The following is a 25,419-nucleotide window of genomic DNA, read 5'->3' as shown; positions in this document are numbered from 1 at the left end:
TGAGTTGGTGGCTGTGTCAGCCGGCCATCCGCCGGGTCGCCTCGTCGAGGCGGTCCGCGATGGTCCCGTTGATGACCTCGTCGCCAATGCGCACCGAGATCCCGCCGAGGACCTCCGGGTCCACGTCGAGATTGAGGTGCATCTTCCGTCCGTACAGCTTCCCCAGTGCCTCACCGAGCCGCTGCTTCTGCCGGTCACTGAGCGGCACCGCGGAGGTGACGACCGCGACCGTACGGTCCCGGCGCGCCGCCGCCAGCTTGGACAGCTCGTCGAGACCCGCCTCCAGGCTACGACCCCGCGGGTGGGTCACCAGACGGATCACCAGTCGCTCGGTCACCTGGTCGGCCCGGCCGCCGAGCAGCTCACGGACCAGCCCGGCCTTGGCCGAGACGCTCGCGCGCCGGTCGGTGAGCGCACCCCGGAGCTCGGACGAGGAGGAGACGATCCGGCCGAACCGGAACAGCTCGTCCTCGACGTTGTCGAGGGCACCCGTCCGCTCGGCCGCCACCAGGTCGGCGGCGCTGGCGAGCTGCTCCAGCGAGTCCACCAGGTCGCGCGAGCGCGACCAGCGGGACCGGACCAGGCCGGAGACCAGATCGATGGACTCGCCGCCGACCTGTCCGCCCAGCACCCGCGCGGCCAGCTCGGCCTTGGCCTCGCCGGGCTGCGCCGGGTCGGTGAGGACCCGGCGCAGCGAGACCTCGCGGTCGAGCAGCGCGGTGACGGCGGCCAGCTCCTCGGCGAGCTTCGACGCGTCGACGGCGGTGTTGTCCGTCAGGGCGTCGAAGCGCTCGCGCGCGGCTGCCAGTGCCTCCCGGCTCGCTCCGTTCATCGGCCGGCCTCGGCCTTCGAGCCGTCGTTCGTCTTGGCCTCGAGCTCGTCGAGGAAGCGGTCGATGGTGCGGCTCTGCCGGGCCACGTCCTCGAGCGACTCGCCGACGATCCGGCCGGCCAGGTCGGTGGCGAGCCTGCCCACGTCCTGGCGCAGGGTCTGAGCGGCCTGCTTCCGATCGGCCTCGATCTGGGCGTGACCGGCCGCGATGACCTCTTCACGCTGCCGCTGGCCCTCCGCGCGCATCTCGGCGATGAGCGCGGCGCCCTGCTCCTGCGCCTCCTGGCGCAGTCGCGCGGCCTCGTGACGGGCGTCGGCGAGCTGGGCTCGGTAGTCCTCGAGGACCTGCTGGGCTTCGGCCTGAGTGGCCTCGGCCTTCTCCATGCCGCCTTCGATCGCCTCACGGCGCTCCTCCAGAACCCGGTTGATGTTCGGGAGGAGCTTCTTGGCGAGGAAGAAGAAGACGATGGCAAAGGCGATCAGGCCGATGACCAGCTCCGGGATCGGCGGGATGAGGGGGTTCTCACTCTCCTCAGCCGCCACCTGTACCAGGGCGTTCACATCAGTGCCTTCCGTCTGTCGTGGTTAAAGCGGTCCGTTCAGGACTTGAAAAGGAAGCCCATGACGATACCGATCAGCGCGAGCGCCTCACAGAAGGCGAAGCCCATGATCTGGTTGGCGCGGATCAGGCCGGCGGCCTCGGGCTGACGGGCCAGGGCCTGGGTGCCGTTACCGAAGATGATGCCGACGCCGACGCCGGGGCCGATGGCGGCGAGACCGTAACCGATCGAGCCGAGGTTGCCGGTGACGCCGTCGGCGGCGAGGGTCTGGAGAGCGGACATGCCGGTTCTTCCTTTGCGTTTCATGGGCCGGTGGGGGTTGGCCACCGGACGTCTGATGGTCTGGGAGCCAGGTCCGCTCAGTGGTGCTCGGCGAGCGCGCCCTGGACGTAGTTGCAGGCCAAGAGCACGAAGACGTACGCCTGGACAGCCTGGATGAAGAGCTCGAAGGCGGTCAGCAGAATCGTCATCACGAACGACGCGCCCGCGTAGACGATGCCAATGCCGTTCAGCAGGTACCAGGTGCCGATGGTGAACATCAGCAGCAGCAGATGGCCCGCGAACATGTTGGCGAAGAGCCGGACCGCGTGGGTGAAGGGCCGGATGATGACGTTCGAGAAGAACTCGATCACGACGATCATCGGCAGGATCGCGCCGAGCTCCTTGTCGTAGCCGGTGATGTTCTTCCAGCCGCCGACGAAGCCGTGCTTCTTGAAAGTCAGGTACATCCAGAGGATGTAGACGATCGCGGCCAGACCGGCCGGGAAGGCGATGATCGACGTCACCGGGAACTGGGCGACCGGAATGATCGACCAGAGGTTCATGATCCAGACGAAGAAGAAGATCGAGACCATGAGAGGGACGTACTTCTCGCCCTCCTTCTTGCCGAGGGCCTCATAGACCAGGCCGCGGCGCACGAAGTCGTAGCCCGCCTCACCGATCATCTGCAGCTTGCCCGGCACGACCTTGGCCCGGGCGAAAGCGGCCCAGAAGAACCAGACGATGGCGACCGTACCCAGCAGGGCCAGCAGCATCGGCTTGTTGAAGTCAAAGCCGCCGATGGAGAAGAGCGGCTCGAACTTGAAGGAATGGAGTCCGGGTGCCGGGAAGCCGCACCCGTCGAAGATGTGGCAGTTCGTCTCGAAGGCGAGCGTCTGGTCAGAACTCACCGCGAGACTCCTTCAGCGTGGCGCATGGGTACGGCAACCTCGTTGTGTCGGCGCGGCACGCGGCCACGGAACGGCACTGGACTGGTCTTACGGATGTGGGGGCGGCTGATCGGCGCGTGGCCGAGTGGTATGTCGGGCATCAGCTGCATGGGCCGCCGATTCCGTCCCGTGGAATCCGGGGGTTCAGCTACCTGCGCCCGCTGTGCCTCAGATGGCACGGGACGATAGCAGGTGAGCGCACATGCTCTTATCCCGGCCCTACTTCTCACGACGTGGACCCGGCGGGAGCGGACTTCTTCGCCCCCTCGGGCTTACGTTCGTCCTCGGCTTCGGGCTCCACATAGAGGATCTTCGCCTTCATATGCGCACGGGTCTGTGCGCCGACCCACACCAGGGTCGCGGCGAGCAGCGCGAGGGCGAAAGCCTTGACGTTGAACAGCGTGGTGTCCTGGAACACCGCGAGCACGACCGCCACCAGCAGGAACTCGGTCATGAAAAGCACCATGCCCATGGCCTGGAACAGATGCGGGAGATGCTTCGCGGTGCGCTCCAGCACGATCAGCCCCGAAGCCATCACCACCATGGCGACGAATGTGCCGAAGCCCGCGCCGATCGCTCCCTTGCCACCTGCGAACGCGGCACCGACAGCGACGGCGACCACGCCGGCGACGGCGGTGGGCACGGCGCAACTCAGGAGCGTTCTGGCGTCGTTGGACTGCATGAAGGGTTTCTCCGGCAAGTGTCGGAAGCAACGATTCGTCGTGGACGAGCGTATCCCCGGGGACAGAGGAGACCTCACGACGAAGAGCCGTCGCCCTACGGCCCCTCGCGGTCTAAGCACCGGGTTTAGTGAACGGTATCACAAACTATTTGATGAGGTCTTTACCCTTCGGATGTGCTGCACGTCACACGGGAGAGTTATCGGCTGTGTACCGTGCTGACGCCGTCCTGTGATCTTCGACGCTCTCCCCCCCCGTTCCCTCCGGCACTTACTGGGGGAATTACCAGGGCGGTTACTGGGGTGTTCCGATCCTGCGGCGGTGAGTGAAGCGGGACCGGTCGCCGATCGCGGTGGCGCCGTTCACACCGCCGTTCGTCCCGCCGCTCGCGCCGCCGTTCATCCCGCTGTTCGTCCCGCCGTTCATCCCGGAGCCCACCGGCTCGGGCGCGGCCATCTCCGGATCCGACAGTGCGGACCCTCCGCCGGCCACGGCCGCCACCGGCTCCGCGAGCGCCTCGGCGCCCTGCTCGGCCCGCGCGATCCGGTTGGCGCGGCGGTAGCGCGGCGGAACGAATGCCTCGGCCCAGCGCGGAACGCGCGGGGTGAACCGCGGCAGCAGCAACAGCACCAGCCCGACCCCGCTCAGCGTGACGATCGCGAGGACGAACCACACACCGGCCGAGTTCACCGAGTACGCCACGGCGCCGAAGGCGATCAGCGCCGACCAGAAGTACATGATCAGGACGGCCCGGCTGTGCGAGTGGCCGATCTCCAGCAGCCGGTGGTGCAGATGGCCGCGGTCCGCGGCGAACGGCGACTGGCCCTTCCAGGTACGCCGGACGATGGCCAGCACCAGGTCCGCGAAGGGCACCGCGATGACGGTCAGCGGCAGCAGCAGCGGGATGTAGACCGGGACGGTGGCGTGCACCGCGGCCTGCTCGGACCCCTCGAACAGCTTCATCGCGTCCGGGTCGACCTGGCCGGTGATGGAGATGGCGCCCGCCGCCAGCACCAGCCCGATCAGCATCGAGCCCGAGTCGCCCATGAAGATCCGCGCGGGGTGCGCGTTGTGCGGCAGGAAGCCCAGGCACATCCCCATGAGGACGGCGGCGAACAGGGTGGCGGGCGCGGCCGCCTCCAGGCCGTAGCCGTACCAGATGCGGTAGGCGTACATGAAGAACGCGGCGGCGGCGATGCACACCATCCCCGACGCCAACCCATCAAGCCCGTCAACGAAGTTGACCGCGTTGATGGTGATGACGACCAGGGCGACGGTCAGCAGCGTGCCCTGCCAGGGCGTCAGCGAGACCGGCCCCACCCCGGGCACCGGAAGCCACAGGATGGTCAGACCCTGGAGCACCATCACACCGGCGGCGATCATCTGGCCGCCGAGCTTGATCAGCGCGTCCACGCCCCACTTGTCGTCCAGCACGCCCAGCAGCCAGATCAGCCCGGCACCGGACAGCAGCGCCCGTGGTTCGTTGGAGACCTCGAAGACGTCCTTGAGGTTGGTCAGATGGGCGGCGACCAGCAGCCCCGCGCACAGCCCGCCGAACATGGCGATGCCGCCGAGCCGCGGAGTGGGCTCGCGATGCACATCACGGGCGCGGATCTCTGGCATCGCACCGGCCGCGATGGCGAATTTCCGCACCGGCCCGGTCAGCAGATAGGTGACCGCGGCCGTGATGCACAGAGTCAGCAGGTATTCACGCACAGGCTGCCCCAGAGGTATCGCTGGCCATCACAGCCTCACACCTTATGCGTGTCGGACGCCTCGCGGTGAACGTACTTACAGACGTCCTACACCTTCGGATGGTTGCATGATTCGGCCCTCGTCCGGATAGGGCGGAAATCTCCCGGCCAGTTCCGCCACCTTTTCGCGTACCACGCCTTCGTCCCGCAAGACGGTTCCCATCAGGGCCGCTATCCGCTCCATTTCCGGCGCTCCCATTCCCTGGGTGGTCACCGCGGCGGTGCCCAGCCGCACCCCCTTAACGCATCCCCGGGGCTCCGTGGCGGACGCCAGCGCGCAGGTGTCCAGGACGATCCCGGCGGCCGCGCAGCGGGCCTTCGCGGCCCGTCCGTCCAGGCCCAGCGGGGCCGTATCGGCGGTGATCATATGGGTGTCGGTGCCGCCCGTGGCCACCGCGAGACCCTCCGCGACCAGGGCGTCCGCGAGCACCCGGGCATTGGCCACCACCCGCCGCGCATAGGCGGTGAAGGCGGGCGCCGCGGCCTCCCCAAACGCCACCGCCTTGGCCGCGACGGTGTGCATCTGGGCACCGCCCTGGGTGAACGGGAACACCGCCCGGTCGACCCGCTCGGCGAGCTCCGCGCCGCACAGCAGCATTCCGCCGCGCGGCCCGCGCAGCACTTTGTGTGTCGTTGCGCACACCACATCCGCGTACGGCACCGGGGACGGCGCCACCTTTCCCGCGACCAGACCGATCGCATGGGCGGCGTCGGCGATGAGATACGCGCCCACCTCGTCGGCGACGGCACGGAAGGCGGCGTAGTCCAGATGGCGCGGATAGGAGATCGAACCGCAGACGATCGCCTTCGGCCGGTGGGCGTGGGCGAGCGCGCGGAGCTGCTCGTAGTCGATCAGGCCGGTCGCCGGATCGACGCCGTAGCCGATGAAGTCGAACCAGCGGCCGGAGAAATTGGCGGGTGAGCCGTGGGTGAGATGGCCGCCGTGCGCCAGCGCCATCGCCAGCACCGTGTCCCCGGGCCGCAGCAGCGCGGCGTAGGCGGCCAGCACCGCCGAGGACCCCGAATGCGGCTGCACATTGGCGTGCTCGGCGCCGAACAGCGCCTTCGCCCGGTCCTGGGCGACCCGCTCGGCGATGTCCACGATCTCGCAGCCGCCGTGGTGGCGGGCGCCGGGATAGCCCTCGGCGTACTTGTTGGCCAGCGGTGAGGCGAGCGCCGCCAGCACGGCCGGCGAGGTGAAGTTCTCGGCCGCGATGAGCTGGAGGCCGCCGGAGACGCGGTCGATCTCGCTCAGGATGATCCCCGCCAGCTCCGGGTCCTGGCGGGCGAGCGCTCCGAAATCGGGGCCCCGGGGGGTGACGGCCATGGCGTGCTCACAGCCTTGGGAGGGGACGGCGGGTCGTCGAAGGTGGTCACCCCCAATGTAGGCCCCGCAGGCCCTCGTGGCGCGCCGTGAGCCGCGGGAAACCCCCGTTGGCGCGCCCCTGGGCCCCGCCAGGGGGCTACGCGGGGGCGGGAACCCCCGTCAGGGCCGTGACGACCGGGTCCAGGGCCTGGTTGATCTCGTCCCCGATGGAGCGGAAGAAGGTGATCGGCGCCCCGTACGGATCGTGCACCTCGTCCGCGTCCTCGGTGGGCGCCAGCAGCCAGCCGCGCAGCGCGGCCGCCGCCTGCACCAGGGCGCGGGCGCGCTCGACCACGCCGCCCGCCTCCGCCGGATCGGGCAGCGTCGCGGGGTCTATGGCCCGCACCAGCCGGGTGAACTCCTTGAGCGTGAAGGTGCGCAAGCCGGCCGAATGCCCCATCGAGATGACCTGCGCCCGGTGGTCGCGGGTGGCGGTCAGGACCAGGTCGGCACGGATGACGTGCTCGTCCAGCAGCTCACGGCCGAGGAAGCCCGCCGGGTCGGCGCCGAAGTCGGTCAGGACCGTCGCGGCGTGCGCCTCCATGGGCGCGCCCTCATGGCCCCAGGTGCCGGCGCTCTCCACGATCAGACCGCGGGTGCGGACGGTGCCGAGGCGGTGCGTGAGGGCATGCCGGGTCAGCCGCTCGGTGATCGGCGAGCGGCACACATTGCCGGTGCTGACGTGGAGGATGCGGAAGGTGGCCTCGGGCTTCTTCTCACGGTGTTCCGCTATGCCACGCCCCTCAGGGGCTGTCAATTCGCCACCTCGAGGTCGGGTACGACCTCGCGGAGCTGCTCGGCGGTGAGCGCGCCCGCCCGGAGCAGCACCGGCACCTTGCCGGTGACGTCGACGATCGAGGAGGGCACGGCGGCCGGGGTGGGCCCGCCGTCGAGGTACACCGAGACGGAGTCCCCCAGCATGTCCTGGGCGGCGTCGCAGTCCTGCGGAGAGGGGTGTCCGGTCAGATTGGCGCTGGAGACCGCCATCGGGCCGAAGTCCGTCAACAGCTCGATCGCGACCGGGTGCAGCGGCATCCGCACCGCGACGGTGCCCCGGGTCTCCCCCAGGTCCCAGGTGAGCGAGGGCTGGTGCCGGGCGACGAGGGTGAGCGCACCGGGCCAGAAGGCGTCGACCAGCTCCCAGGCCATCTCGGAGAAGTCGGTGACCAGTCCGTGCAGGGTGTTCGGGGAGCCGACCAGCACCGGGGTGGGCATATTGCGGCCGCGGCCCTTGGCCTCGAGCAGATCGCCGACCGCCTCGGCGTTGAAGGCGTCCGCGCCGATCCCGTAGACGGTGTCGGTGGGCAGCACGACCAGTTCGCCGCGGCGGACGGCGGAGGCGGCCTCGCGCAGGCCGGTCTTGCGATCGGTCGCGTCCCCGCAGTCGTATCGCCGTGCCATCTTTAACGGACCTCCTCGTACGTGGCCAATGTGTGGTGCGGTGCCGCCGTCACGGCATGGCCTTCCGCGCGGTGGCGAACCGGGGCCGGTTGTTCAGGTCGGGGTGGTCGGCGGCGTCCGCCCAGCCACGCTCCTCCGTGAAGATCCACGGCACCTGGCCGCCCTGGGTGTCTGCGTGTTCGATGACCACCACGCCCCCGGGGCGCAGCAGCCGGTGGGCGGTGCGCTCCAGGCCACGGATCACATCGAGGCCGTCCTCTCCGGAGAAGAGCGCGAGCTGGGGGTCGTGGTCGCGGGCCTCCGGCGCCACGTACTCCCACTCGGTCAGCGGGATGTACGGCGGGTTGCTGATGACGAGGTCCACCTGTCCGTCGAGCTCGGGCAGGGCCGTCAACGCGTCCGCGTGATGGAGAACGACGCGGGACCCCTCGACGTTCTTGCGGGCCCAGCGCAGGGCGCCCTCGTCCAGCTCCACGGCGTGCACCCGGGAGCGCGGCACCTCCTGGGCGAGCGCCAGGGCGATGGCGCCGGAACCGGCGCACAGATCGACGATGAGCGGTTCGACGACGTCCATCGCGCGGACCGCGTCTATCGCCCAGCCGACCACCGACTCGGTCTCCGGCCGGGGCACGAAGACCCCAGGTCCCACCTGGAGCTCGAGATAGCGGAAGAAGGCGCGGCCGGTGATGTGCTGAAGGGGCTCGCGGGCCTCGCGCCGGGCGACCGCCTCCCAGTAGCGGGCGTCGAAGTCGGCGTCGGGCACGCCGTGCAGCTCTCCCCGCTTGACGCTGTGCACAAAGGCGGCGAGCTCCTCCGCGTCGAAGCGCGGTGAGGGCACGCCCGCGTCGGCCAGCCGCTGAGTGGCCTGCGCCACCTCGGCGAGCAGCACGTTCACTGAATTCCTCCAGCCGGTCCGGACAAGAGCACGAAGCCTACGACGGTGGGTGGCTCAGCCCGCGGCCGCCAGCTTGGCGGCCGCGTCGGCGTCGACGCACGCCTGGATGACCGGTTCGAGTTCACCGTCGAGCACCTGGTCCAAGTTGTACGCCTTGAAACCGACTCGATGGTCCGAGATCCGGTTTTCCGGGAAGTTGTACGTACGGATGCGCTCGGAGCGGTCGACGGTGCGGACCTGGCTGCGGCGCGCGTCCGACGCCTCCCGCTCGGCCTCCTCCTGGGCCGCGGCCAGCAGCCGCGAGCGCAGGATGCGCAGCGCCTGCTCCTTGTTCTGGAGCTGGCTCTTCTCGTTCTGGCAGGAGACGACGATGCCGGTGGGCAGGTGGGTGATGCGCACCGCGGAGTCGGTGGTGTTGACCGACTGGCCGCCGGGTCCCGAGGAGCGGTAGACGTCGATCCGCAGGTCGTTGGGGCCGATCTCGACCTCGACCTCCTCGGCCTCGGGCGTGACCAGCACACCGGCCGCGGAGGTGTGGATACGGCCCTGGGACTCGGTGGCGGGCACCCGCTGCACCCGGTGCACCCCGCCCTCGTACTTCAGCCGGGCCCAGACGCCCTGGCCGGGCTCGGTGGCGCCGTTCCCGCCCTTGGTCTTCACCGCGACCTGGACGTCCTTGTAGCCGCCGAGGTCGGACTCGTTGGCGTCGAGGATCTCGGTTTTCCAGCCGACGCGCTCGGCGTACCGCAGATACATCCGCAGCAGGTCGCCGGCGAACAGCGCGGACTCCTCGCCGCCCTCTCCGGCCTTGACCTCCAGGATGACGTCCTTGTCGTCGCTCGGGTCGCGGGGGACGAGCAGCAGCCGCAGCCGGTCGGTCAGCCCCTCGCGGGACTGCTCCAGCTCCTTGACCTCGTCCACGAAGTCGGGGTCCTCCTGGGCCAGCTCCCGGGCGGTCTCGATGTCCTCCCCGGCCTGCTTCCAGGCCCGGTAGGCGGCGATCACCGGGGTCAGCTCGGCGTAGCGCTTGTTGAGCCGACGCGCCTCCCGCTGGTCTGCGTGGACCGCGGGGTCGGCGAGCCGCTTTTCGAGGTCGGCATGTTCGCCGATGAGTTCCTCGACCGCCTCGAACATCGGGGGGCTCCCTGGGTGGTCTGCGTGGGGGTGTTGCGGAGAAGAAGTGCCGGAAGGGCCGGTGACGACAAAACGCCGGTCCGGTCGCCCCAGGGAAGGGGCGACCGAAGACCGGCGCCGTGCGGGTCGCTACTTCTTGGCGGACCCGGCGTTCTTGCCGAAGCGGGCCTCGAACCGCGCCACGCGGCCACCGGTGTCGAGGATCTTCTGCTTGCCCGTGTAGAACGGGTGGCACTCGGAGCAGATGTCGGCACGGATGGTGCCGCCGCCCACGGTGCTACGGGTGGTGAAGGAGGCGCCACAGGTGCAGCTCACCTGCGTCTCGACGTACTCCGGGTGGATGTCGCGCTTCAAGGGAATCTCCTAGGTTCGGGAGGGCACCGGGTCGACGGGCGGAATGCCCTGTCGTGAACCGGGACCGACGATCCAGTTTGCCAGTACTGGCCGCATCTCCCAAAACCGGGGGTCGGGCCGGGATATTCCCGACCCCTCCCGGGACGCTATTCGACGACCTTGCCCGCGTCGGTGGCGTCGCCCGCGGAGCCCTTGGTGGCCGAGGCGGGGACCGGCTGGTCGTGGCGGAGCGCCGTCCATATGAGCTTGGACTTGCGCTCCATGGGCAGCACCCGGGCCGGGTTCTGCGGGTCGTACTCGACGGGCAGCGTGGTCATCTTCATGTCGCCCGAGCCGATGCCCTTCATGGATTCGGCGAAGCCCTTCAGCTTGCTCACCGAGGCCAGCTCGGAGTCGGTGGTGAGCGCCTTGGTGGAGGTGTCGGCGAGGTCGTAGAGCTTCTTCGGGTTGCCGAACACGTCGACGTGCTTGACCTGGTCCAGCAGCGCCTTGACGAACGCCTGCTGGAGCTTGATCCGGCCGAGGTCGCTGCCGTCGCCCACGCCGTGCCGGGTGCGCACCAGGCCCAGGGACTGCTCCCCGTCCAGCGTGTGCGGGCCGGGCTCCAGGTCGAGGTGGCTCTTCGGGTCGTGAATCGGGGCGGTGGTGGTGATGTTGACGCCGCCGAGGTCGTTTATGAGCTGCTTGAAGCCGGAGAAGTCGACCTCGAGGAAGTGGTCCATGCGTATGCCCGTCATGGACTCGATGGTCTTGATGGTGCAGGCCGGGCCGCCGGCCTCGTACGCGCTGTTGAACATCGCCGCCTGCACGGCAGGCGTCTCCTGCCCGCCCTTGGTGGTGCAGGACGGCCGCTGTATGAGGGTGTCGCGCGGGATGCTGACGACGCTGGCCTTCTTGTGGCCCTTGTAGACGTGGACGATCATCGCCGTGTCGGAGCGCGATGTGCCCTCGTCCTTGCCGTACTTCGCGTTCTTGCCGGCCCGGGAGTCGGAGCCGAGGACGAGGATGTCCATCGAGCCGTTGTCGACGTTCTTGGGGCGGTCGGCACCGAGGGCGGCGTTGACGTCGACGCCGGTGAGGTTCCCGTTCAGCTTGTAGTAGAGGTAGCCGAGTCCGGCACCGCCCAGCACCAGCACGGCGGCCAGCGTCCACACCGTGTAGACCACGGCCCTGCGGCGCGTGCTGGGCCGCTTGCGGCGGCGGCCCGGCGCTGCTCCGCGGGCGCGGTGGCGGCCCGGGTTTACCGGTGCGTTGCTGCTGTCCTCGGCCATGTGCTCCTCAGTCCTCTATGTGCTGCCCGAGTACCCCCTGCCGTCACGGTCAGGCGTGGCGTCGCGGTTTCGCGGTGGAGTCTGCCTGTGTTCCGGCCCCGTATTCCGACCTGACAGATGGAAGGCCGTGCGCCAGGGTTGCATACGTGCCATGGCCGGTTTTCGTGCGGGCCGCCGGGCGCTCCGTTCGTCCCGTTCGTCCGCCTTACCGCTCTGACCTGCACTTTCGCGGGCGATAACATGATCAGGACCGGTCCGTGGCCCGGCTTGCCGCTGTGGCTCACCTCTCATCGAACGCAGCGAGGCCCCCCGCGGTGCGGGGGGCCTCGTCTACGGAGCGTTCCGGCGGATATCCGCTCAGTCGCCGTTGTTGCCCGGAGTGGGCGTGGTCTTGGCGATCTGCATCAGGAACTCGGCATTGGACTTCGTCTGCTTCATCTTGTCCAGCAGCAGCTCGATCGCCTGCTGGGAGTCGAGCGCGTGCAGCACCCGGCGCAGCTTCCAGACGATGCTCAGCTCCTCCGGCGCCAGCAGGATCTCTTCCTTACGGGTGCTGGACGGGTCGACGTCCACCGCCGGGAAGATGCGCTTGTCGGCGAGCTTCCGGTCGAGCTTGAGCTCCATGTTGCCGGTGCCCTTGAACTCCTCGAAGATCACCTCGTCCATGCGCGAGCCGGTCTCGACCAGCGCGGTGGCCAGGATGGTCAGCGAGCCGCCGTCCTCGATGTTGCGCGCGGCGCCGAAGAACTTCTTCGGCGGGTAGAGCGCGGTCGAGTCGACACCACCGGACAGGATGCGGCCGGAGGCGGGCGCCGCCAGGTTGTAGGCACGGCCCAGGCGGGTGATCGAGTCCAGCAGGACGACCACGTCATGGCCCAGCTCGACCAGGCGCTTGGCCCGCTCGATCGCCAGCTCCGCGACGGTGGTGTGGTCCTCGGCCGGGCGGTCGAAGGTCGAGGAGATGACCTCGCCCTTGACCGACCGCTGCATGTCGGTGACCTCTTCCGGCCGCTCGTCGACGAGGACGACCATCAGATGGCACTCGGGGCTGTTGCGGGTGATCGCGTTGGCGATCGCCTGCATGATCATGGTCTTACCGGTCTTCGGCGGGGCCACGATCAGACCGCGCTGCCCCTTGCCGATCGGCGCGACCAGGTCGATGATCCGGGTCGTCAGCCCGCCGGCCTCGGTCTCCAGACGCAGCCGGTCCTGCGGGTAAAGCGGCGTCAGCTTGCCGAACTCCGGCCGCCCGCGCCCGGTTTCGGGCGCCATGCCGTTGACCGAGTCCAGCCGCACCAGCGCGTTGAACTTCTCGCGGCGCTCGCCCTCGCGCGGCTGACGGACCGCGCCGGTGACGTGGTCGCCCTTGCGCAGACCGTTCTTACGGACCTGGGCGAGCGAGACGTACACGTCGTTCGGACCCGGAAGGTAGCCGGAGGTCCGGATGAACGCGTAGTTGTCGAGGATGTCGAGGATGCCCGCGACCGGGATCAGCACGTCGTCCTCGGACACCTGCGGCTCGTTGCCGAAGTCGTCGCGGCCACGGCGGCCACGGCGGTCCCGGTAGCGCCCGCGGCGTCCGCGGCGGCCACCGTCGAAGTCGTCGTCGCTCTCGTCGGGGCGCTGCTGGGCCTGGCCGCGCCCGTCGCGCTGCTGACGGCCGCCGCTCTGCTGGCCGTCGTCGCCCTTGCCACGGCGGTCACCGCGCTCGCCGCCGCGCTCGCCGCGGTCCCCGCGGTCGCGCTGACGCTCCCGGCGGTCGCCCTTCTGGCCACGCTCCTGGCGGTCACCGCCCCTGGCGCCCTTGCCCTCGGCGGTGTCGACGGCGGCCTCGGCCTTCCCGTCGCCCTTGGGCTCGGTCCTGGTCTCGGTCTTGGCGGAGGCGTCCGTACGAGTCTCCGTCTTGGTCTCGACAGCGGTGGCCGTGCCCCCGGTCTCGGGGGTGGTGGCGGGCGCGGTGGCGCGGCGACGGCGGCGCTCACCGGCCGGCTGCTCATCGCCCGCGGGCTCACCGGGCTGGCCCGGGATCTCGATCTGCTGCTGGGCGACGGCCTTCTCCTCGGCTTCGGCCTTGTCGGCCTTCTCCGCCTTCCCGGCGGACTTCGAGGACTTGGCGCTGCCGGCCTTCTCCTCGGCTTCATCGCCCGTACGGGTCCGCGAGGTGGCACGGCGCTTCGGCTTGGTCGCGCCTTCCGCGGCGGACGGGCTGCTCTCGGAGCCCTCGGCGGAGCCGGAGCCCCCGGCCTGCTTCTCCTTGATGACCTCGATCAGCTGGCCTTTGCGCATCCGTGCGGTGCCCTTGATGCCAAGGCTCGAGGCGAGCTGCTGCAGCTCGGCCAGGACCATGGCGTCAAGGCCGGTGCCCGAGCGGCGTCGCCGCGGGGCAGCGCCAGTGGCAGCACCGTTGGCGGGCGCGGAAGCGTCCGTGGCGGGCGCGTTGTTGCCGACACCGCTGTCGGAGGTGCCGGAGGCGTTCACGCCCATCAGATCGGTGGTGTCGCTCACGAAGGGTCCTTCCCTGGAGCGGGCGTCGGCCTGTCTGGCTCGGCGACCGGTTGTGCTGTCCGGCTGTGGTCCTTCCGTAACGGACCGGGCCGGGGCGGTGGTCCGCCGGGGTACGGCGGAGAGATCAATTCATGGTTCCGACGCGGTGGAGGGTTCACTGAGATCCGCCACGCCGATTCCGGAGCGTGCTCGCTACTGCTCAGGCAGGCTGCTCAGGCAGTGGGGGAGGCTCCCGGAAGAAGGGTGGTCCCGGATGGGGACACTGAGCACCTCGCCTCCGAATAGATCCAAGAGGCATCAAGTGCTGACTTGAGGTTAACACTACCGGATCCAACAAACATTCCCCCTTTCCAAGACCGGCTATCGAGTTTTCCCGGGCCCGGGACGCCCCGGACCGCGGTGTCAGGTGAGCGGCAGGACGCTCGCCCCCCCGGCGTCGAGAGCCAGCCGGTTGGCCGCCCACCCCTCGCCCGCCAGTCGTGCGACCTTGTCGGCCGCACCGTCCTCGACCAGCGCGAGCACCGTGGGGCCCGCACCGGAGATGACCGCGGGGACGCCGTCCGTCCGCAGTCGGTTCACCAGGCTCACGCTCTCGGGCATCGCCGGAGCACGGTATTCCTGGTGCAGCCGGTCCTCCGTTGCCGCGAGCAGCAGCTCGGGACGCCTGGTCAGGGCCTCGACGAGCAGTGCGGCCCGGCCCGCGTTAACCGCCGCGTCCACATGCGGGACGGTGCGCGGCAGCAGCCCGCGGGCGGTTTCGGTGAGCACCGGCCGGCCAGGGACGAAGACCACCGGAACGATGGAATCCGCAGGGTCCATCCTGATCGCCCGGGCGGATCCCGCGTCCGTCCAGGCAAGGGTGAAGCCGCCGAGCAGACAGGCGGCGACATTGTCGGGGTGGCCCTCGATCTCGGTGGCCAGCTCCAGCACCGCCTCGTTGTCGAGCCGCTCGGCGCCGCCTATGGTCACCGCGCGCGCGGCGACGATCCCGGCGCAGATGGCGGCGGAGGAGGAGCCCAGGCCCCGGCCGTGCGGAATGCGGTTGGCGCAGACCACTTCGAGGCCGCGGGGCTGCCCGCCCAGCAGGTCGAAGGTGGTGCGCAAGGAGCGTACGAGCAGATGGCTCTCGTCGCGCGGCAACGTCTCCGCGCCCTCGCCGGCGATGTCGACGTGCAGACCGGAGTCGGCCACCCGGACCACCACGTCGTCGTAGAGGCCCAGGGCCAGGCCGAGGGCGTCGAAGCCGGGACCGAGGTTGGCGCTCGAGGCGGGGACGCGCACTCGGACGGCGGCGGCGCGGAACGCTGGACCGGCCATCGCTCGATGACTCTCCTTGTGGTTACGTGCGATTGCTCGAAGAGGTACGGAACACCGCGGGGGCCGCGACACGTACGGCGACGCCGCGCAGAGGCGAGCACTCTGCGTCGGGGCGGATTCAGTACAGCCTATCGAAGGAAGGTTCTGTGGCGACATAGGGCGCACGGGAGGCGCACGATGCGTGTCGCGCTCCCTGCAACCATCCGCGACCACTCTACTGGGTCGCTCCGCGCGCCCTCGCGCTACTCTGCCACCACTTGAGTGGATCTTTAGAATACGGTCTGGAGGGGGCCCGGCGAGCCACGGAGCTGCGGCCCGCCGAAACCCTCATCGCCCCAGGTCACGGCCCCGTTCCGGGCCGGGCCGGGGCACGCCGTGTCGAGACCCTCGCGGGGCCGGAATCAGGCCAGCCCGAGCCGTACGGCCGCGGCGTCCGCGTCCACCGGGACCACGACCGGCTGCGGCGCACCCGCCACCGCCCAGTCCGGGTCCTTGAGCCCGTTTCCGGTCACCGTGCAGACGATGCGCTGGCCGGGGTCGACCAGCCCCTGCTCGGCCGCCTTCAGCAGACCCGCCACGCTCGCCGCGGAGGCCGGCTCCACGAAGACGCCCTCCTGCGCGGCGAGCAGCCGGTAGGCGGCGAGGATCTGACGGTCGGTCACCTCGTCGATGAAGCCGCCCGACTCGTCGCGTGCCTGCTCGGCGTAGGCCCACGAGGCCGGGTTGCCGATGCGGATGGCGGTGGCGATGGTGCTCGGCTCCTTGACCGGCTCACCGCGCACGATCGGCGCCGAGCCGGACGCCTGGAACCCCCACATCCGGGGCGTACGGGAGGCGCGCGGGTCGCTGTCGGCGAACGGCGCCGCGTACTCCTTGTAGCCCTTCCAGTAGGCGGTGATGTTGCCCGCGTTGCCCACCGGCAGCACATGGATGTCGGGCGCGTCCCCGAGCATGTCCACGATCTCGAAGGCGGCGGTCTTCTGCCCCTGGATCCGGGCCGGGTTGACCGAATTGACCAGCGCCACCGGGTACTTCTCCGACAGCCCGCGCGCCAGCGTCAGGCAGTCGTCGAAGTTGCCGTCGACCTGGAGGATCTTCGCGCCGTGGACGAGCGCCTGGCCCATCTTGCCCAGCGCGATCTTGCCCTGCGGGACCAGCACCGCGCAGACCATCCCGGCCCGAACGGCATACGCCGCCGCGGAGGCCGAGGTGTTGCCGGTGGAGGCGCAGATGACGGCCTTGGCGCCGGCCTCCTTGGCCTCGCTGATGGCCATCGTCATCCCGCGGTCCTTGAACGACCCGGTGGGGTTGGCGCCCTCGACCTTGAGGTGCACCTCGCAGCCGGTGCGCTCGGAGAGCACCTGCGCGGGAACCAGCGGCGTACCGCCCTCGCGCAGGGTGACGACGGGCGTCGTCCCGCTCACCGGGAGACGGTCGCGGTACTCCTCGATGATGCCCCGCCAGCCGTGCCACTGGCGGGTGCCGGACATTCGAGGCCCGGCGTCGGCGATTGCGTTCATGATTTTCCTTACTCTCCGCTCACCCTCTGTTCGGCCTCAGCGCGGCCGCTACCCGGCCTCTACTCGCCCTCGACCCGCATGATGCTCGCGACATCGCGGACGGTGTCGAGCCGGCGGAGCGCCTCCACGGTCGACGACAGCGCGGCGTCGCTCGCGCGGTGGGTCACGACGACAAGGGACGCCTCGCCGTCCTTCCCCTGCTGGCGGACCGTATCGATGGATACGCCATGCTCGGCGAAGACTGTGGCGACCTGTGCGAGAACTCCCGGTTTGTCGGCGACGTCCAGGCTGATGTGGTAGCGAGTGATCACATCGCCCATCGGGCTCACCGGGAGCCTGCTGTACGCGGACTCCCCGGGTCCGGTGGCCTCCGCCAGCTTGTTGCGGCAGGCGGCGACGAGGTCGCCGAGGACGGCCGAGGCGGTCGGCGAACCGCCCGCGCCCGGTCCGTAGAACATGAGCTGCCCCGCGGCGTCGGCCTCCACGAAGACCGCGTTGTACGCCTCGCGGACGGAGGCGAGGGGGTGGCTCAGCGGAATCATCGCCGGATGCACCCGCGCGGTGACCGAGCGGCCGTCGGCGGCCCGCTCGCAGATCGCGAGCAGCTTGACGGTGCAGCCCATGCGCTTGGCGGAGGCGATGTCGGCGGCGGTCACCTCCGTGATGCCCTCACGGTGCACATCGTCCAGGGTGACCCGGGTGTGGAAGGCGATTCCGGCGAGGATCGCGGCCTTCGCGGCGGCGTCGAAGCCCTCGACATCCGCGGTCGGGTCGGCCTCGGCGTAGCCCAGGGCCGTGGCCTCGTCCAGCGCCTCGCTGTAGCCGGCGCCACTGCCGTCCATCCGGTCCAGGATGAAGTTGGTGGTGCCGTTGACGATGCCGAGGACCCGGTTGACCTTGTCGCCCGCGAGCGACTCGCGCAGCGGCCGGACCAGCGGGATCGCCCCCGCGACCGCGGCCTCGTAGTAGAGGTCCGCACGGCGCTGCTCGGCCGCGGCGTGCAGCGCCGCGCCGTCCTGCGCGACCAGCGCCTTGTTGGCGGACACCACGCTCGCGCCGTGGTCGAAGGCGGTGGTGATGAGGGTGCGGGCGGGCTCGATCCCGCCGATGACCTCGACCACCACATCGATGTCCCCGCGTTTGACCAGGGCCGTGGCATCGGTGGTCACCAGCTCCGCCGGCACCCCTTCCCGGACCCGGCCGGGGCGCCGCACGGCGATCCCGGCCAGCTCGACCGGGGCCCCGATGCGCGCCGCGAGATCGTCCGCCTGCGTCGTCATGATGCGCGCCACCTCTGAGCCGACCACTCCACAGCCCAGCAGCGCCACTTTCAGCGGACGCGTACGCATCATCCGACCTCGTTTCTCATCCATCGCGTTAATGCATCAGCGCGTTAGTGCACCAGTCTCAGGCACTGGACGGGATTTCCTGTCCCAGGTCCAGTATCCGAGATCCTTTTCTCGCTAGCCGACATCGAGCCGCAGGAGATCTTCCTCCGTCTCGCGCCGGACGATCTCGCGCGCCTGACCGTCCCGTACGGCGACGACGGGCGGACGGAGCGCGTGGTTGTAGTTGCTCGCCATCGAGCGGCAGTACGCGCCGGTGGCGGGGACGGCGATCAGGTCGCCGGGCGCCAGATCGGCGGGCAGGAAGGCATCCCGTACGACGATGTCGCCGGACTCGCAGTGCTTGCCGACGACGCGGGAGAGCATCGGCTCGGCGGTGGAGGAGCGGGAGACCAGCGCCACGGAGTACTCCGCATCGTAGAGCGCGGTACGGATGTTGTCGGACATCCCTCCGTCGACGCTGACGTACGTCCGCAGCCCCGGCAGCTCCTTGACCGTGCCCACCTCGTACAGCGTGAACGCGGTCGGCCCGACGATCGCCCGCCCCGGCTCGACCGACAGCCGCGGCACCGCGAGCCCGGCCGCATCGCACTCCCGGTGGACGATGTCGCGCAGCGCCTTGGCGATCTCCTGCGGCTCGCGGGGGTCGTCCTCCGAGGTGTACGCGATGCCGAGGCCGCCACCGAGGTCGATCTCGGGCAGCTCGACGCCGTGCTCGTCCCGGATCTCCTTCAGCAGCCCGACGACGCGGTGGGCGGCCACCTCGAAGCCCGAGGTGTCGAAGATCTGCGACCCGATGTGCGAGTGGATCCCGATGAGCTCCAGCCCGTCCAGCTTGAGCGCCCGCCGTACGGCCTCGGCGGCCAGCCCGCCCGCGAGCGGAATGCCGAACTTCTGGTCCTCGTGGGCGGTCGCGATGAACTCGTGCGTATGCGCCTCCACACCCACGGTGATCCGGATCTGCACCCGCTGGCGCTTGCCGAGCCGCTGGGCGATGTGCGCGACCCGCGCGATCTCCTGGAACGAGTCGAGCACGATCCGCCCGACACCCGCCTCGACGGCCCGCTCGATCTCACCGGTGGACTTGTTGTTCCCGTGCAGCGCGATCCGCTCGGCGGGCATCCCGGCGGCGAGCGCGGTGACCAGCTCCCCGGCGGAGCACACGTCTAGGTTTAGCCCCTCCTCGGTCAGCCAGCGCACGACGGCGCGGGAGAGGAACGCCTTCCCGGCGTAGAACACGTCCGCGTCCTCCCCGAACGCCTCCCGCCAGGCCCGGCAGCGGGCCCGGAAGTCGTCCTCGTCGAGGAAGTAGCCGGGGGTCCCGAACTCCTCCGCGAGCGTCTTGACGTCGATCCCGCCGACGGTGGCGACGCCGTCGGCGTTCCGGCCGACGGTATGGGACCACACGCGGGGGTCGAGCTGATTGAGATCGGCGGGCGGCGCGGCGTAGTGCCCCTCGGGAAGGACATCGGCGTGGCGGGGCCCGGCGGGGTGGGCGGAACGGCTCATGCTGTCTTCGCTGTCTCTCTCAAGGTCTTACAGATGTTCGGGTGCACTGATGCCGAGCAGGTGCAGGCCGCCGGCGAGCACCGCCCCGGCGGCGTCGGCAAGGACCAGCCGGGAACGGTGGACGGCCGAGGGTTTGCGCTCGCCGGAGGACTCCTCCCCGGAGGGGAGGACCGGGCAGGCGTCATGGAACCGGAAGAAGGCGTCGGCGGTGGCGACAAGGTGCCGCGCGAGCCGATCGGGCGCACGGTGCCGGGCGGCGGCCTCGATGGTGCGGGGATGATCGGCGAGGAGGGCGAGCAGGGCGGCCTCGGCGGGGTGGCCGTAGGCGCTGGTCGCGGGCTCGGGGTCGGACACGGGCTCGGCGGGGTCGTCGTACGCCCGGGACTGGGACTGGGACTGGGACTCGGACACGGACTCGGGCTCGGGCGTGATACCGAGCTGGCTCGCGTTCCGCATCAGGGCCCGGGTGCGGACATGGGTGTACTGAACCCGGAAGAGGGCGTTGTCCTCGCGCTGGGAGAGCAGATGGGCAGGGTCGAGATCGGGCAGATCGTGCCCGGCGGGCCGGAGCAGCGCCCAGCGGGCGGCGTCGGGCCCGAGACGGGTGAGCAGATCACGCCCGGAGACCGGAACGGCCCGCACGACGGGCCCGTCACCAGGAACAACGACTCCCCCGGTGGCGTCGACAAGCCCCCGCACCACATGAGCGACGAGCGCGGCCCGGACCTCATCACCGGCCCCGAGCGGAACCGACACCCCGGCGAGCGAATCCCCGTGCCCGTAGCGAAGCCCCTGGGACAGCACGTCCCGCACGAGCTGAGCATGGGAGGTGCTCTCGAGGGTGATGTTGAGGAAACCAGGGTCGGCGATATCAACGCGGGCGATCCCAGGAGCGCGAACAAGCCGCCGCCGCAAAACCTCGGCGATAACGAGCGCATCCCCCTGCCCCCCGGCCCCCCTGGCCAGCAGCAGGGCGACATTGGTGGCGTAATCCCCACACCCAGGCCGAGGAGGAGTCCGCACCTTCACCCGCTCCGGCACGGCAACGCACAGCTCGTCGTCCTCAACGGCACGACGCACGGTGTGCAGCACAGTGCGGGAGAGCTGGGCGGGAGTCACGGGACCAGCGTATGGGAGGAGGGGGGTACCGAAGCGAACCGGTTTCGCCCATCGGACGAGCAACGGGCCGCGCCATGCACCCACCCAAGGCGGATCACACCGGGAAGCCAAGGCCCGGGCCACCAAGAGCCCCGACAAGAACGGAACCAGACCCCGGAACGAACCCGGAAAACAGGACCGAGCGCCGGCACGAACCCAGAAAGCAAGTCCGGGGCCCGGACCCCGGACCCCGGACAAGACCAACACCCCGGAACCAACACCCCGGAACCGAGCCCTCGAACCCAGGCTCCAGGGCCCCGGACCGGAAGAGGGCCGGGCCGGGGCCCACCCACTACCCGGTGGGCCCCACAGCCGGCTCGGCATCGCCAGGGGCCGCCGCACCGGCCGCCCCCTGCCTCATCAGCCTCCCCACGAGCTCGACCAGATCGGCGGGCTCGAAGGGTTTCGCGAGGAAGGCATCGACGCCCAGCGCCTTCCCGCTGTCCATCTCGTACTGCGTACACGCACTGATGATCGCGACGGGCACATGACACGTTCGAGCATCAGCACGCAACCTCGACGCCGTATGCAGCCCATCGAGTCTGGGCATCACAACATCGAGAGTGATCACATCGGGCCGCACCTGGTGAACGATCTCCAGGCACTCGGCACCATCGGCCGCGGTCACGACCTCGAAGCCCTCCAGCTCGAGGTTGACCCTGATCAGCTGCCGGATGACCTTGTTGTCGTCGACGACAAGGACCCGGCCGGACAAGCCAGGCACACCCTGAAGAGTAGGCGCGCAGCCACGACCGCGTCCGGGTTTTCCCCACTTCCGCCCCGTGCGAGGGACCTTTCCCCAAGACCCCTGCACCCCCACCTCCACATGCGGTATACGCCCCTCCGCTCCCCCGCCCACCGGCCCCCCGATAAGCGTTCATGACCACCCTGATCGAACTGGTAAGGTTCTACCCGTCGCCGCAAAACAGCAGCGACCGGCCCCCGTAGCTCAGGGGATAGAGCAACGGCCTCCGGAGCCGTGTGCGCAGGTTCGAATCCTGCCGGGGGCACTCGCCAAAGGTCAGCAGGAATCATTCGCTGACCAGGGCGGATGCCGATACGAGAGGGCGGGAGTCAGTCTCACTGACTCCCGCCCTCTCTCGTTGTCTCTCAGTGGTCACGACACACCTCCGACACAGCTTCCTTTATCAGAAACGATCTCATCCCTCCGAACAGCATCGGCTGGGGATGCTGGCCAGCTCTGACTCACTCTGAGGTGTCCAGAAGGGGCTGGCCTACGCTGCCGCCCGCGGTTTGATCGCGCCAAAGCATTGCATCGGCCGGGCGCCTGTTCTAAAAGTCTGCGCCCCTCTGTTCGCACCGTGTATAACGCGGGTCTAGTACCTGAAGCTCATCTCTAGGGGGATCACGATGACGGATCTGACACGACGCGGCTTAGCAACAGCCGTCAGCGTGGTAGCCGCTGCGGGTGTCGGAGTAGTTACCAATATCGCGACAGACGAGGCTGCTTGGGGGTGGTGGGTCGGGCTGGGCGTCCTGGTGACCGTGGGAGTCGGGCTCCAGGTCTTCTTGAACGCCGCCCCGGCTCATCGCGCCCCCGGTCCCGTACTAGCCCACGGCGCAGGATCAGTTGCCGTCGGCGGATCGTCACGGGGGCCTATCTCCACGAAGGCCGTGGGACACTCGCCCCCTTCACGAAGTGATGATCGGCAAGCCGACCTTGAGGCATCAGGGCCCGGCGCAGTAGTAATCGGCGGTGACGCCGGCGATTCCATCACGACCGACGTGCGCGAATCCTAATGCGGGGTATAGAGCGTCGCCCCTCGGCAGAGGCACCTGGGGAAGCAGCGGTAGCTGTGGCGGGAGATAACTCTGCGCCCATTCTCACAAACCCAACGTTCATTCTGAGCGCTCAAAAGCACGATCCACCTGGGGAACCCCGCCTATTACCTCCTGCGGCGCCTGACTTCACGGGACGTGAACAGGAGATAGACATCCTGGAAACCGCCGAAGGCAAGGTCGCGCCACCAATCACAACGGTAATATCTGGAAAGCCCGGCGTGGGTAAAACTACGCTTGCAGTTCGAGTTGCGTACCGGCAACGCAGCAGCTACACCAGGGGCGCCTTGTACGCGGACCTCAGGGGTGCGGATAAGCACCCCGCATCTCCCGAAGAGATTATGGGACGCTTCCTCAAAGCACTGGGCGTACCAGAGACGGAAATTCCAGGAGATCAATACGCACGGCTGGACGCCTATCGTAATGCAGTCGCAGGCAGATCCCTCGTCATCATTCTAGACAACGCGGCCGACGAGTCACAGGTGCGCCCCCTAATCCCTCCCGGGGACTCGGCACTCACACTCATTACAAGCCGCAGCCAGTTGAGCGGTCTCGAATCAGCACATCGCATGGATCTAGAGACTTTCCCACCTTCAACGTCACTCGCCTTTTTACGCAAAGTGATTGGTGATGCTGCTGTCGACGGAGACGGAAAAAGCGCCATGGAGGTGGTTCAATCCTGTGGGCACCTACCTCTCGCCCTCCGTATTGCAGCAAGCAAGTACTCCTCCAGTGGCGGCATGTGCCTGTCTGACCTCGCCACCGAACTACGCGACCAACGTGAAGTTGTCGGCGCACTTGAAGCAGGGGATCTTGCTGTCAGAGCAGCGTTCAACCTCTCGTACAGGAGGCTAGGCAAAGGAGCGAAGAACACCTTCAAGCGGCTTTCCAGCGTACCCGGAGGCGACTTCGGTGCAGGCATATGTTCGGCTCTTATCGCTGTAGATGAGCGGCAAGCGCATAAGATGCTGTTGAAACTGCGCGAAGCCAACCTCATCGAGCCAGCCGCGAAGTACGGGCGATACAAGTTTCACGACCTATTGAAGGCGTACTCTCGGGAGCTGGCAGAGACAGACTCTCGACGCAAAGGAGCAGCCGCCACGGACCGTTTGCTCGATTGGCTGCAACACTCTGCACTGAAGGCTCATTTCACCCTGATAGGGCAGGCAGATAAGATCCGGGAATCGCAACGGATGGCGAACATCAATTCTGTTGAGTTGGCTGCTGCATGGATTGAAGATGAGCTACCCAACGCGATCGCATCCGTAGAGATGCATGCGGCTAGGTCCCCTGAAATCGCCGCCCTATTTGCGCTTTCCCTAACAGCATTGGCCGAACTTGCCGGTAACGGTCAACTTTGGGAAGACGCTCTCCAGAGCGGCCTGCAAATCCCAGGAAAAGATCAAGAAACTACGATTCTACTCCTGATCCAGCAGGTGAATCTTGGTCGCTACCGGAGAGACTTCCACAATGCGCTAAACCAGTCCCAAGAGGTATACAGACAGGCGAAAGAAGCCGGGAATAGCAGCCTCGTCGGGCAGGCAGCCAAGCTGCAGGGCGCGTTGAGAATGGACTGCGGGCAGCATGGTGAGGCGCGCCCGCTCATCCAGGAGAGTTTGGGGATTTTCAAGGCATTATGCATGACGGATGAAGTGGGTCAGGCGCTGTACAATCTCGGAACCATCCATAGGGCGGCAGGAAACATCAGCGAAGCATTGGCGTGCTTCGAAGAGGATTTGCGGATATGCACAGGGATCGGCGATGAACTAGGTTCTGCAGAGACTGCGAACACCCTCGCATTAGCCTATGCAGACCTGGGGGAGTTCGAGAAAGCAGAACGCCTCCAGCGGCAAGCTCTGGCAGGTTTTGAGAGGCTGAGGAATCCCTACAAAGTCAGCATGGTATGCAATGACTTGGGCGTCACGCTCAGACGTCAAGGGAAGTTGGAGGAAGCACTTAAATTCCATTTCAGAGATCGCGAAACCTCTACCTCTCAGGGGAATCAGTCAGGTGAAGCTCTAGCGCTAGCCAATATAGCGGAGACATATCATGTGCTTGGGCGCCTTGATGAGGCGGAGCCCTTTTTCTCAGAAGCCATATCCACCCTGCGGCTACTTGGCGACGAACTGCGGTTGGCCCGCACCTTGGTTGCCCAGATAGCACTTCTCTTTGATATTGAACAGATCGCTTCCGCCGAAGATTGCGCAGCGGAGGCCGCGGAGATCCTGACTCGGCACGGCCAGCTGCAGGAATTGACCGAACTACACAACGTCCTCGCCAATGAGTTATTTGAAGTGGAGAACTATAGCGCCTCTTTGGTAAGCGCCAAAGAGGCATTAAGGATTAGCGAAGAATTCGATAATCCTTATCTGCGCGCCGTCTCTTTGATGTTCGCTGCGCGGAGCAGCGCAAAATTGGACAGGCCAGATGTCGCGGATGAATATCTGCAGGAGCTTCAGGGTCTGTGCAGCGAGCACCCCAGTCTCACTCAGCGACTAGAACATGCCTTGCAGCGCCGAGGCGGAAAGTGAAAGTGGGAATCTCATGCACGCTGCCTCGTGCTTGTTAGGGGCGACGTCAGTTTTTGGTCGCCCCTAACAAGACGCGTAGGTGTACTAGGGTCCGTTTTCAAAGATCATCGGATAGTGGATCATGGCTGGGTGATACGCCGCCATGAACTCACCGATCAGGAGTGGGAGTTACTCGCTCCGCTCGTACCGCGGGCCGTGACGGGACGGCCACGTGTCTCGGACCGGCAGGTCATCAACGGGATGGTCTACAAGATCCGGACCGGGATCTCCTGGCGTGAC

General features: G+C 68.2%; 22 protein-coding genes and 1 tRNA gene. 3 read left to right on the top strand and 20 right to left on the bottom strand.

The window, feature by feature from the left end; genetic code table 11:
* Positions 1–16 precede the first annotated feature (16 nt).
* The 20 genes from J5X86_RS16275 to J5X86_RS16180 form a co-directional block, all read right to left on the bottom strand.
* The gene (locus J5X86_RS16275; RefSeq protein ID WP_208517542.1) at positions 17–832 is read right to left on the bottom strand and encodes a F0F1 ATP synthase subunit delta; all 816 of its coding nucleotides are present in this window, start codon (positions 830–832) and stop codon (positions 17–19) included.
* Complete coding sequence (locus J5X86_RS16270; RefSeq protein ID WP_014054925.1) at positions 829–1,392, bottom strand: F0F1 ATP synthase subunit B; 564 nt, start codon at positions 1,390–1,392, stop codon at positions 829–831. The genes J5X86_RS16275 and J5X86_RS16270 overlap by 4 nt, the downstream gene beginning before the upstream one ends.
* Before the next feature lie 38 nt (positions 1,393–1,430).
* A complete protein-coding gene (gene atpE / locus J5X86_RS16265) occupies positions 1,431–1,673 on the bottom strand; it encodes an ATP synthase F0 subunit C (RefSeq protein WP_020868408.1) in 243 nt (80 codons plus the stop codon).
* 77 nt (positions 1,674–1,750) lie between these two features.
* Positions 1,751–2,560 carry a F0F1 ATP synthase subunit A gene (gene atpB / locus J5X86_RS16260; protein WP_078643659.1) on the bottom strand — a complete coding sequence of 270 codons (810 nt, stop codon included), beginning with the start codon at positions 2,558–2,560 and terminating at the stop codon, positions 1,751–1,753.
* Positions 2,561–2,825: 265 nt separating this feature from the next.
* Positions 2,826–3,281: a hypothetical protein gene (locus tag J5X86_RS16255; RefSeq protein WP_208517541.1), complete on the bottom strand. Its 456-nt coding sequence runs from the start codon at positions 3,279–3,281 to the stop codon at positions 2,826–2,828.
* Positions 3,282–3,573: 292 nt separating this feature from the next.
* Positions 3,574–5,007 carry an MraY family glycosyltransferase gene (locus tag J5X86_RS16250; RefSeq protein WP_208517770.1) on the bottom strand — a complete coding sequence of 478 codons (1,434 nt, stop codon included), beginning with the start codon at positions 5,005–5,007 and terminating at the stop codon, positions 3,574–3,576.
* Positions 5,008–5,070: 63 nt separating this feature from the next.
* Positions 5,071–6,360 (bottom strand): serine hydroxymethyltransferase, encoded by a 1,290-nt coding sequence (gene glyA, locus J5X86_RS16245; RefSeq protein ID WP_208517540.1) that lies wholly within the window; start codon positions 6,358–6,360, stop codon positions 5,071–5,073.
* Between the two features lie 136 nt (positions 6,361–6,496).
* A complete protein-coding gene (locus tag J5X86_RS16240) occupies positions 6,497–7,156 on the bottom strand; it encodes a protein-tyrosine-phosphatase (RefSeq protein WP_078643655.1) in 660 nt (219 codons plus the stop codon).
* Positions 7,153–7,800, bottom strand: a complete 648-nt coding sequence (locus tag J5X86_RS16235) for an L-threonylcarbamoyladenylate synthase (protein WP_014054918.1) — start codon at positions 7,798–7,800, stop codon at positions 7,153–7,155. The genes J5X86_RS16240 and J5X86_RS16235 overlap by 4 nt, the downstream gene beginning before the upstream one ends.
* 49 nt (positions 7,801–7,849) lie before the next feature.
* Complete coding sequence (gene prmC, locus J5X86_RS16230) at positions 7,850–8,695, bottom strand: peptide chain release factor N(5)-glutamine methyltransferase (RefSeq protein WP_059147679.1); 846 nt, start codon at positions 8,693–8,695, stop codon at positions 7,850–7,852.
* Between the two features lie 54 nt (positions 8,696–8,749).
* Positions 8,750–9,829 (bottom strand): peptide chain release factor 1, encoded by a 1,080-nt coding sequence (prfA, locus tag J5X86_RS16225; protein WP_208517539.1) that lies wholly within the window; start codon positions 9,827–9,829, stop codon positions 8,750–8,752.
* Between the two features lie 129 nt (positions 9,830–9,958).
* Positions 9,959–10,183: a 50S ribosomal protein L31 gene (gene rpmE, locus J5X86_RS16220; RefSeq protein ID WP_030823398.1), complete on the bottom strand. Its 225-nt coding sequence runs from the start codon at positions 10,181–10,183 to the stop codon at positions 9,959–9,961.
* 146 nt (positions 10,184–10,329) lie between these two features.
* Positions 10,330–11,454: an LCP family protein gene (locus J5X86_RS16215; RefSeq protein ID WP_208517538.1), complete on the bottom strand. Its 1,125-nt coding sequence runs from the start codon at positions 11,452–11,454 to the stop codon at positions 10,330–10,332.
* Positions 11,455–11,811: 357 nt separating this feature from the next.
* Entirely contained in the window at positions 11,812–13,959 is a 2,148-nt protein-coding gene (gene rho / locus J5X86_RS16210; protein WP_208517537.1) for a transcription termination factor Rho, read from the bottom strand.
* Between the two features lie 402 nt (positions 13,960–14,361).
* A complete protein-coding gene (thrB, locus tag J5X86_RS16205; protein WP_014054912.1) occupies positions 14,362–15,276 on the bottom strand; it encodes a homoserine kinase in 915 nt (304 codons plus the stop codon).
* A gap of 401 nt (positions 15,277–15,677) precedes the next feature.
* Positions 15,678–16,766: a threonine synthase gene (thrC, locus tag J5X86_RS16200; protein WP_208517769.1), complete on the bottom strand. Its 1,089-nt coding sequence runs from the start codon at positions 16,764–16,766 to the stop codon at positions 15,678–15,680.
* Between the two features lie 89 nt (positions 16,767–16,855).
* Positions 16,856–18,148, bottom strand: a complete 1,293-nt coding sequence (locus tag J5X86_RS16195; RefSeq protein ID WP_078643647.1) for a homoserine dehydrogenase — start codon at positions 18,146–18,148, stop codon at positions 16,856–16,858.
* A gap of 111 nt (positions 18,149–18,259) precedes the next feature.
* The gene (lysA, locus tag J5X86_RS16190; protein WP_208517536.1) at positions 18,260–19,651 is read right to left on the bottom strand and encodes a diaminopimelate decarboxylase; all 1,392 of its coding nucleotides are present in this window, start codon (positions 19,649–19,651) and stop codon (positions 18,260–18,262) included.
* 27 nt (positions 19,652–19,678) lie between these two features.
* Positions 19,679–20,770, bottom strand: a complete 1,092-nt coding sequence (nrtL, locus tag J5X86_RS16185; RefSeq protein ID WP_208517535.1) for an ArgS-related anticodon-binding protein NrtL — start codon at positions 20,768–20,770, stop codon at positions 19,679–19,681.
* 331 nt (positions 20,771–21,101) lie between these two features.
* On the bottom strand, positions 21,102–21,533 hold the full coding sequence (locus tag J5X86_RS16180) for a response regulator (RefSeq protein ID WP_374229256.1): 432 nt from the start codon (positions 21,531–21,533) through the stop codon (positions 21,102–21,104).
* A gap of 214 nt (positions 21,534–21,747) precedes the next feature.
* Between J5X86_RS16180 and J5X86_RS16175 the strand changes: the two genes are divergently transcribed.
* From J5X86_RS16175 to J5X86_RS52870, 3 genes are all read left to right on the top strand, one after another.
* Positions 21,748–21,819: transfer RNA gene (locus J5X86_RS16175), tRNA-Arg, on the top strand.
* A gap of 1,131 nt (positions 21,820–22,950) precedes the next feature.
* Complete coding sequence (locus tag J5X86_RS16170) at positions 22,951–25,140, top strand: tetratricopeptide repeat protein (protein WP_208517534.1); 2,190 nt, start codon at positions 22,951–22,953, stop codon at positions 25,138–25,140.
* A gap of 27 nt (positions 25,141–25,167) precedes the next feature.
* The coding region (locus tag J5X86_RS52870; RefSeq protein ID WP_208517767.1) for a transposase at positions 25,168–25,419 on the top strand (252 nt) is incomplete at its 3' end.

This window comes from Streptomyces sp. NEAU-YJ-81 (assembly GCF_017592595.1).
GTDB lineage: Bacteria > Actinomycetota > Actinomycetes > Streptomycetales > Streptomycetaceae > Streptomyces > Streptomyces hygroscopicus_B.
This window is presented reverse-complemented; position numbering and strand designations above follow the sequence as displayed.

What these genes read in the sequence shown, in the direction of transcription:
- J5X86_RS16275 (WP_208517542.1), bottom strand. Translation starts at nt 832, where the DNA reads ATGAACGGAGCGAGCCGGGAGGCACTGGCAGCCGCGCGCGAGCGCTTC.
- atpE (WP_020868408.1), bottom strand. Translation starts at nt 1,673, where the DNA reads ATGTCCGCTCTCCAGACCCTCGCCGCCGACGGCGTCACCGGCAACCTC.
- J5X86_RS16255 (WP_208517541.1), bottom strand. Translation starts at nt 3,281, where the DNA reads ATGCAGTCCAACGACGCCAGAACGCTCCTGAGTTGCGCCGTGCCCACC.
- glyA (WP_208517540.1), bottom strand. Translation starts at nt 6,360, where the DNA reads ATGGCCGTCACCCCCCGGGGCCCCGATTTCGGAGCGCTCGCCCGCCAG.
- J5X86_RS16235 (WP_014054918.1), bottom strand. Translation starts at nt 7,800, where the DNA reads ATGGCACGGCGATACGACTGCGGGGACGCGACCGATCGCAAGACCGGC.
- prfA (WP_208517539.1), bottom strand. Translation starts at nt 9,829, where the DNA reads ATGTTCGAGGCGGTCGAGGAACTCATCGGCGAACATGCCGACCTCGAA.
- J5X86_RS16215 (WP_208517538.1), bottom strand. Translation starts at nt 11,454, where the DNA reads ATGGCCGAGGACAGCAGCAACGCACCGGTAAACCCGGGCCGCCACCGC.
- thrB (WP_014054912.1), bottom strand. Translation starts at nt 15,276, where the DNA reads ATGGCCGGTCCAGCGTTCCGCGCCGCCGCCGTCCGAGTGCGCGTCCCC.
- thrC (WP_208517769.1), bottom strand. Translation starts at nt 16,766, where the DNA reads ATGTCCGGCACCCGCCAGTGGCACGGCTGGCGGGGCATCATCGAGGAG.
- J5X86_RS16195 (WP_078643647.1), bottom strand. Translation starts at nt 18,148, where the DNA reads ATGATGCGTACGCGTCCGCTGAAAGTGGCGCTGCTGGGCTGTGGAGTG.
- lysA (WP_208517536.1), bottom strand. Translation starts at nt 19,651, where the DNA reads ATGAGCCGTTCCGCCCACCCCGCCGGGCCCCGCCACGCCGATGTCCTT.
- J5X86_RS16170 (WP_208517534.1), top strand. Translation starts at nt 22,951, where the DNA reads ATGGGACGCTTCCTCAAAGCACTGGGCGTACCAGAGACGGAAATTCCA.